Source organism: Gordonia sp. UBA7860 (genome assembly GCF_002500165.1).
Taxonomy (GTDB): domain Bacteria; phylum Actinomycetota; class Actinomycetes; order Mycobacteriales; family Mycobacteriaceae; genus Gordonia; species Gordonia sputi.
In genome coordinates, this window is the sequence record NZ_DLSO01000063.1 from 24,180 (window position 1) to 31,421 (window position 7,242).

Consider the following 7,242-nt stretch of genomic DNA (forward strand, 5'->3'; position numbering starts at 1 on the left):
TCCGGTGATCGAGGCGAGCAGCGCGTTCGGCACCGTGGTCGCGGTCGTCGTGATGGTCGTGACCATCGTCGCCACCGTATCGGTCACACGCGTCCCCGCCGCAGTTGTCGCCGTTCCGGCGGCTGTGCTCGTCGTCGCGCTGGGTCTCGTCGACTGGCACACCGCCCTGGCGGAGGTGCGGTTCATGCTGCCGACGATCGGGTTTCTCGCGGCGATGCTCGTCGTCGCCGAGATCTGCGCACGCGCAGGCGTTTTCGCCTGGGTCGGGGTGGTACTGGCCAGGTGGAGTCACGGTTCGGCGATCGGATTGCTGCGCATCGTGTTCGTGGTGGCAGCCATCACGACCGCTGTACTGTCCCTCGACACCACGATCGTCCTGCTGACCCCGGTGGCGGTGCTGACCGCACGACACATCGGCGCACGGGTCACACCCATCGCCTACGCGAGCAACCATCTGGCCAACAGCGCCTCGACGCTTCTACCCGTCTCCAACCTGACCAATCTGCTCGCCTTCGGCGCGGCCGGGCTGTCGTTCACACGCTTCGCCGCCATCATGGCATGGCCGTGGGTCGCGGCGATCGTCGTCGAATATCTCGTCTTTCGGTGGTTCTTCGCGGCAGACCTGCGGTCTCCCCGTGGACAACGTGAGGTCGACGACCCTCCCGAACCAGATGTACCCGACGTGGCGCACGACCACTCAGGAGGAGGCGAGTCGCCACGAGCGCCGCTGCTGACGTTGGCCGCACTCGGCGTGCTTCTCGTGGGATTCGTCGTCGCAGAACCTCTCGGTGTCCCGCTGGCCGCCGTGGCGGGCATCGGGGCGCTGGTCATGGCGTTGCCGTCGCTGTGGCGGGCACCGGCCGCAACATGCGTCGACGCCGTCCGCGCCGCAGGAGTCCCATTCCTGATCTTCGTTGCCGCGCTGGGTGTGATCATCCTGCCCGTGCGCAACGGCCCCGTGGGCGATATCTTCTCGACGCTGATGCCCTCCGGGGCAGGACTTCTCGCGCTGCTGGGTGCCGCGGTGATCGCAGCGATCGCCGCCAACCTGTTCAACAATCTTCCGGCGACGCTGCTGCTCGTCCCGCTCGTGGCGGGTCAACCGGCGCTGGTGCTCGCGATACTGCTCGGTGTGAACATCGGCCCCAACCTGGCCGTGTTCGGGTCGCTGGCCAATCTGCTGTGGCGTGACGTCATGCGTCGACACTCGGCGTCGACGTCGTCGCGTGTCTACCTGTCGCTCGGAATGGTATCGGTGCCGCTGACACTGGTCGCCGCCGTGATCGCACTGTGGGTCGGGCTGCGGGCCTTCGGCTGAGCCCGGCAGGACTTTTGCCGTGCGGGTCAGCCGAAGAGCTTGGCCACGAACGGGATCGAGTCACCCTTCGACGCATTGACCGTGCCACTGTGGTCCTGGTTCGGATAGAACCGGAACGTGACCGGCTGGTTGTTCGTCTTGAGTCGCGACACGAGGAGCAACACTCCGGGAGCGTTCACATCGGTGTCGAGGCCGCCCTGCCCGATGAAGAACGGTCGGTCGTAGCCGGATTCGGGGATGCCCATGTAGTCGGTGAGTTTCGCCTGGAATCCGGGGATATCCGACAGCGGGCGGCTCAACAGCTTTCCGGGATCGACCTTCTGCGACCGGACAAGACCGCCGAGCTCGTTGTCGGAGTCGCACAGGGTTTCGGCCTTGTCGACCCAGTACCGTCCGTACGGGGTCAGGAACGAGTTGATGTTCCATTCCGGGAACGACGTGCGCAGTCCGGAGAGAATGTACATCACGTAGATCGTCGTGTTGGGCGAGAACCCGCCTAGTCGGACCGGCGACGGACGACCAAGCGCCGCAACGAGATTCTCGATGTATGCCGGAACGCCGGTCCCGACGGCGCCCCGATAGTCCAGATCCTTGCCACCGAACTGGGTTGCGTAGCGAGCCGTCGTGATCGCGGCTCCGCCACCCTGCGACTGCCCGACGACCGCCCACTTGCGCGATAGCTGCGGATACACCTGCCGTGCCGCCTTCACGCTGTCGACGATGCTGTGCGCCTCGACCCGACCGTTCAGATACGGATGGTTACCCGGCGTGCCGAGCCCCACATAATCCGAGGCGACCACCGCGTATCCCTTGGACATCCACGCGCCGAGGTACTCCCAGTCACGCTCGACGGCGACCGGCCCGCCGATGGAGTAGGCGCAGTGATCGGCGAGGCCGGTAGTGCCGTGCGCCCACGCGATCACCGGCCAGCCGCCCTTGGGAGGAGTGCCCGGCGGGAGATAGACAGCACCGCTCGACAGCGCGGGCACATCGCGAACGCCCTTGGTCCAGTACGTGATTCGCTTCGCATCGACCGCACCAGGGACGGTGATGCGCGCCGGAAGCGGCTCGGTGGACACCACAGCGCCCGACGCACCGCTCGGGACCGCATGTGCGGGCGGGGCGCCGGCCACCGCCGACACGGTCGCAACAGCCACTGCCATTGCCGACACCATCACGCCAACCCGACGCCCGACCCTGCTTCGCTGACTCACGATGAACACTGTATACATTGGGCGGCACCTTCGCGCGGCAAATGGTCGACAGAGTGGGCGCTGCGTTACGCCTGGTGGATGCTCTGTCGGGCCGAGTGTAAGTCAGACGCCTGCCGACTCCGGGGCCGCGGGAGCTTGGGCCGCGGTGGCTTTCGCCCACTTGTAGTCGGCCTTGCCCGCGGGCGTCCGCTTGACCTCGTCGACAAAGACGACGAGGCGCGGCACCTTGTAGCCCGCCAGCGATTCGCGGCAATGCGTCTGCAGCTCTTCGAGCGTCGGCTCCGGCTCACCGACGGCAACGGCGACGACTGCTCCGACCCGCTGTCCGTATTTGGGATCGGGTACCGGCACGACAAGAGCGTCGGCCACGGCCGGGTGCGCGTGCAGCGACGCCTCGACCTCCTCGGCGTAGACCTTCTCGCCACCGGTGTTGATGCATTGCGAACCACGCCCGAGAAACACGATGGTGCCGTCGGCTTCGACTGTTCCCATGTCGCCGAGCACCGAGATTCGACGGCCGTCGGGAAGTGTCGGAAATGTCTTGGCCGACTTGGCCTCGTCCTTGTAATAGCCGAGGGGCACATTGCCGATTCGCGCGATGTAGCCGACATCGCCTGAGCCAGGCGTGATCTCGTTGAGCGACTCGTCGACCACCATCATCTTGTCCGTCGGCGGCACCCGAAGGTTGCCGTTGTCGTCCATCACGATCTCGCCGTCGTTGCCCGACTCCGACGCCCCGAAATTGTCACGCAGCACCAGATCCGGCTTGACCGCCGCCATCCGCTCACGGACGTGCTGCGACCAGATCGCACCGCCCGAGGTGATCGAGAACAGCGACGACAGATCGACGTCGCCCTTGCGACGCTCGAGTTCCTCGACGAGCGGCATTCCCATCGCATCGCCCACGATGAGGATGATCTGGATCTGCTCATCCTCGATGCCCGACACGATTGCGGCCGGATCGAAGTCGCGCATCAGCACCAACCGACCGCCAAGCGTGAGGAAGGTGAACAACGAATACGACGCCGCGCCATGCATCAGCGGTGCGGCGATGTTGAAGGCGATCGACGGGAAATCCTTCACCGCCGCACCGACTTCGGCAAGATCCTTGCGCGCCTCGCCATACGGGTTGCCACCGGAGATCGGCTTGCGGAAGAAGTCGTCGTGTCGCCAGATCACGCCCTTCGGATAGCCGGTCGTGCCACCCGTGTACAGCAGGTAGTGTTCGTCGCCGGTCCGTGGCTCGAAGTCCTTTGCGTCGGAGAGCTTCTCCGAATCAGAGAACGACACTATCTGTACAGAGCGTCCATCGCGCAGACTGTCGGCCGCCGCGCGCAGTTCGTCGACGATCTCGCCGATGACGAATACCGTTCGCACGAGCGGCAATTCGGGCAGCAAGGTGGCGACGCTGCGCTGATGCTCCGGCTCCTCGACGACGATCCCCCGCGAGTCGGAATTGTCGAAGATGTATCCCAGCTCGGCATTTGTGTAGCGATAGTTGACGTTCACCGGCACCGCACGGACCTTCAGCAGGCCGAGCAGACTGGTGACGTGTTCGACGCTGTTCTTGAGAAACAGTGACACATTGTCGTCGAGTCCGATGCCGTGCGCGGCGAACATGTGCGCGACCTGGCTCGAAAGTCGATCGAGCTCGGCATAGCTGATCTGCCGTCCGCCGTAGCTGAGGGCTATGCGGTCGGGGACCGAATCGGCGACAGTCTCGAAGACATCGGCGAGGTTGAATTTCATTGCTGCTGGCTCCTCTTGCTGCACTGCTTGTGACCCGTCATCTCTCTCCGTCCTGTACGGCGCCTACGCCGCCGTCAGCACCAAACCACTTGTCGGAACCCCTGTTCCGGCCGTGACCACCACCCGCTGAGCGCCCGGCACCTGATTCACCGAGGTGCCGCGCAGTTGCCGGACCGCTTCGGCGATCCCGTTCATCCCGTGGATGTAGGCCTCCCCCAACTGACCTCCGTGTGTGTTCAACGGGAGCCGACCACCGACTTCCAGCGCGCCCGGCTCTCGCACGACATCCTTTGCCTCGCCGCGGCCGCAGAACCCCAACTCCTCCAACTGCAACAGGGTGTACGGCGTGAAGTGGTCGTAGAGGATCGCGGCGTCCATGTCGTCCGGCCGCAATCCCGACTGCTCCCATAGTTGCCGCCCGACCAAGCCCATCTCGGGCAATGCGGCGAGTTCGTCCCGGTAGTAGCTCGTCATGATGAACTGGTCGACGCCGCTGCCCGACGCCGCCCCCGAGATCACGGCAGGCGGATTCGGTAGATCGCGTGCGCGGTCTGCCGATACGACGACGATCGCTACGCCGCCGTCCGACTCCTGACAGCAATCGAGCAGATGCAACGGCTCGGCGATGTAGCGCGACTGCTGATGGTCGTCCAACGTGATGGGCTTGCCGTAGAAGAACGCCTCGGGATTGGTTGCCGCGTGCTTGCGGTCGACGACGGCGATGCGTCCGAAATCTTCACTCGTGGCGCCGAACTCGTGCAGGTACCGCTGCGCGACCATGGCGACGAACGCCGCCGGGGTCGACAACCCGTGCGGATAGCTGAACGCGTTGTCGGTACCCGACGAGTTCTCCTGGTTGGCGACGGCCGAATTCACCTGTCCGAAGCGCAAACCCGACCGCTCGTTGAACGCCCGATACGCCACGACGACGTCGGCGACACCCGTGGCCACAGCCATCGCCGCCTGCTGCACCGTCGAACATGCCGCACCTCCGCCGTAGTGAATGCGCGAGAAGTACGTGAGCTCGGGGATTCCCACCGCGCGGGCGACGGCGATCTCTGAGTTGGTGTCCATGGTGAAACTGACCAGCCCGTCGACTTCGGCGGGGGTCAGGCCGGCATCAGCGAGCGCTGCCTGCACCGCCTCGGTTGCCAATCGTAGTTCGCTGCGTCCGGAGTTCTTGGAGAACTCGGTGGCGCCGATGCCTGCGATCGCTGCTGCCCCCGACAGCTTCCCCATCAGCGACCTCCCCACGTGAGCGTGACCGTCGAGATCACGTGCTTACCAAGTGCATTGGTTCCCGTGACGGCAACGGTGATGAGATCGTCGTCGACGCCGGTCACGTCGCCGGTGAAGGTCAATGAGTCGTAGGCGTACCACGGCACACCGAGTGTGAGCTTGATCGAACGAATCCGCGATGAGGGACCGGCCCAGTCGGTGACGAATCGCTCGACGAGTCCGGTGTCGGTCAGGATGTTGACAAAGATGTCCTTGGATCCCTTGGCCTGAGCGAGATCGCGGTCGTGATGCACGTCCTGGAAGTCACGGGTTGCCAGCGCTGTGGACACGATAAAGGTTGGTGTCGCGTCGATTGTCAACGGCGGCAACGTCGTTCCTACTTCGACAGCGGGAATCGCGCTGGTGGTCACTGGGCCTCCTGTGTGGTCACTGTGCCTCCTGTGCGGTAGGGCGCCACGCGTGCAACGTCCAGGCGTCGGTGCCCGACTCCTCGTCGGCGGGAAAGTCGAGGAACATCGCCTCGACGCGCAGTCCGATGTGCACGTCGGCGGGGTCGACGTCGCGCAACTCGGCGAGCATTCGGACGGGCGCGGAGAGCGGTACACCGTCGCCGCTTTCTACCGCGTCGAGATCGTCGAGTTCTACGAGTGCGACCACGAAAGGCAGTTCGCGCCCGGGCACCTTGGGTGCGCGATGCACCACGTAGCTGTAGACCGTTCCCGTGCCTGCCGCGACGACGTAGTCGGTGACCGGCACCGTGCCGTCGGGTAGTCGAGGCTTCCAGGTCGCGGGTATCGGCGGATGACGTAGCGTTCCGTCGTCGAGTTTCTGGATGCGCAGTTCGTGGGCGGCGACGCCTTCCCAGAAGAACTCGGTGTCGCGAGATGCGCTGGGACGCAACATTCGTGAGGGATCGAGATCGGAGGGTACGCCACCGGCCTCGGTGTCGGCGGTCGTCGCGGCGTCGTCGTGCGGCCGGAACTTCAGGATGCGGAAATCCATCTCGGCGACCACCTCGTCGTCGACCGACCAGGTGTTGCGCGTGGTGAAGAACCAACCCTCCCCCAGTGCCGTCTGCTTGGGACCGACGACGTCGAGAAGTTCAGCCGAGAGCGAGACCTGCTCTCCCACATCGAGATAGCGATGATAGGTGGTATCGCAGTTGGTGGCCACGACGGAGGTGTAACCCGCCTCATCGAAGAGCTCCGACGCCCGGCCGAGCGGATCGTCGACGGTACGCCGCCCGTTCAGCCCGCGCATCGTCCACACCTGCGCCATGGCAGGAGGTGCGACGATCCCCGAATGTCCTGCGGCACGCGCGGCGTCGGCGTCGACGTAGACGGGGTTCGTGTCTCCGATGGCCTCGACCCAGTTGTTGATCATCGGGGTGTTCACCGGGTCACGCCCGAGCGTCGGCGCGCTCGGCCCGGCGTCGATGATCGCCTGCGCGGCGGTGCGGATGGTCTCGACACGCTCCTCGTTCCTCGGAGCCGCTCGACCAGCAGAGGAAGAAGGAGAAGGAGTGGCGCTCATCGCTTCGCCCTCGGCAGGCCCAGTCCGGCGGTGGCGATCATGTCGCGCATCACCTCGTTGACGCCACCTCCGAAGGAGATCACCACGTTTCTATTCTCCTGAACGTCGAGCCAGTCCACCAGCTCCGCGGTCTCGGGATCGGTGAAATCCCCGTAACGGCCGATGATCTCGTCGATCATCCGACACACC

The 7,242-nt window shown here is 65.1% G+C and carries 6 protein-coding genes and 1 pseudogene; 1 reads left to right on the forward strand and 6 read right to left on the reverse strand.

Going from position 1 to position 7,242, the window contains the following annotated elements; all coding sequences use genetic code 11:
• The first annotated feature begins 4 nt into the window (after positions 1-4).
• Positions 5-1,318, forward strand: coding sequence for an SLC13 family permease (locus B3T59_RS08855; RefSeq protein WP_287002031.1), 1,314 nt, complete (start codon positions 5-7; stop codon positions 1,316-1,318).
• Between the two features lie 26 nt (positions 1,319-1,344).
• On the opposite strand, the gene B3T59_RS08860 is transcribed toward B3T59_RS08855, so the two are convergent.
• From B3T59_RS08860 to B3T59_RS08885, 6 genes and pseudogenes are all read right to left on the reverse strand, one after another.
• Positions 1,345-2,550: an alpha/beta hydrolase family protein gene (locus B3T59_RS08860; RefSeq protein ID WP_287002032.1), complete on the reverse strand. Its 1,206-nt coding sequence runs from the start codon at positions 2,548-2,550 to the stop codon at positions 1,345-1,347.
• Positions 2,551-2,634: 84 nt separating this feature from the next.
• Positions 2,635-4,281, reverse strand: coding sequence for an AMP-binding protein (locus B3T59_RS08865; RefSeq protein ID WP_287002033.1), 1,647 nt, complete (start codon positions 4,279-4,281; stop codon positions 2,635-2,637).
• A 63-nt stretch (positions 4,282-4,344) separates the two neighbouring features.
• A complete protein-coding gene (locus B3T59_RS08870) occupies positions 4,345-5,520 on the reverse strand; it encodes a lipid-transfer protein (protein WP_287002034.1) in 1,176 nt (391 codons plus the stop codon).
• On the reverse strand, positions 5,520-5,930 hold the full coding sequence (locus B3T59_RS08875; protein WP_287002035.1) for a MaoC family dehydratase: 411 nt from the start codon (positions 5,928-5,930) through the stop codon (positions 5,520-5,522). The genes B3T59_RS08870 and B3T59_RS08875 overlap by 1 nt, the downstream gene beginning before the upstream one ends.
• A gap of 16 nt (positions 5,931-5,946) precedes the next feature.
• Positions 5,947-7,053, reverse strand: coding sequence for a bifunctional MaoC family dehydratase N-terminal/OB-fold nucleic acid binding domain-containing protein (locus B3T59_RS08880; protein WP_287002036.1), 1,107 nt, complete (start codon positions 7,051-7,053; stop codon positions 5,947-5,949).
• A pseudogene (locus B3T59_RS08885) lies at positions 7,050-7,242 on the reverse strand (acyl-CoA dehydrogenase); the annotation flags it as partial. The pseudogene B3T59_RS08885 and the gene B3T59_RS08880, both read right to left, overlap by 4 nt.

What these genes read in the sequence shown, in the direction of transcription:
- B3T59_RS08860 (WP_287002032.1), bottom strand. Translation starts at nt 2,550, where the DNA reads ATGTATACAGTGTTCATCGTGAGTCAGCGAAGCAGGGTCGGGCGTCGG.
- B3T59_RS08865 (WP_287002033.1), bottom strand. Translation starts at nt 4,281, where the DNA reads ATGAAATTCAACCTCGCCGATGTCTTCGAGACTGTCGCCGATTCGGTC.
- B3T59_RS08870 (WP_287002034.1), bottom strand. Translation starts at nt 5,520, where the DNA reads ATGGGGAAGCTGTCGGGGGCAGCAGCGATCGCAGGCATCGGCGCCACC.
- B3T59_RS08880 (WP_287002036.1), bottom strand. Translation starts at nt 7,053, where the DNA reads ATGAGCGCCACTCCTTCTCCTTCTTCCTCTGCTGGTCGAGCGGCTCCG.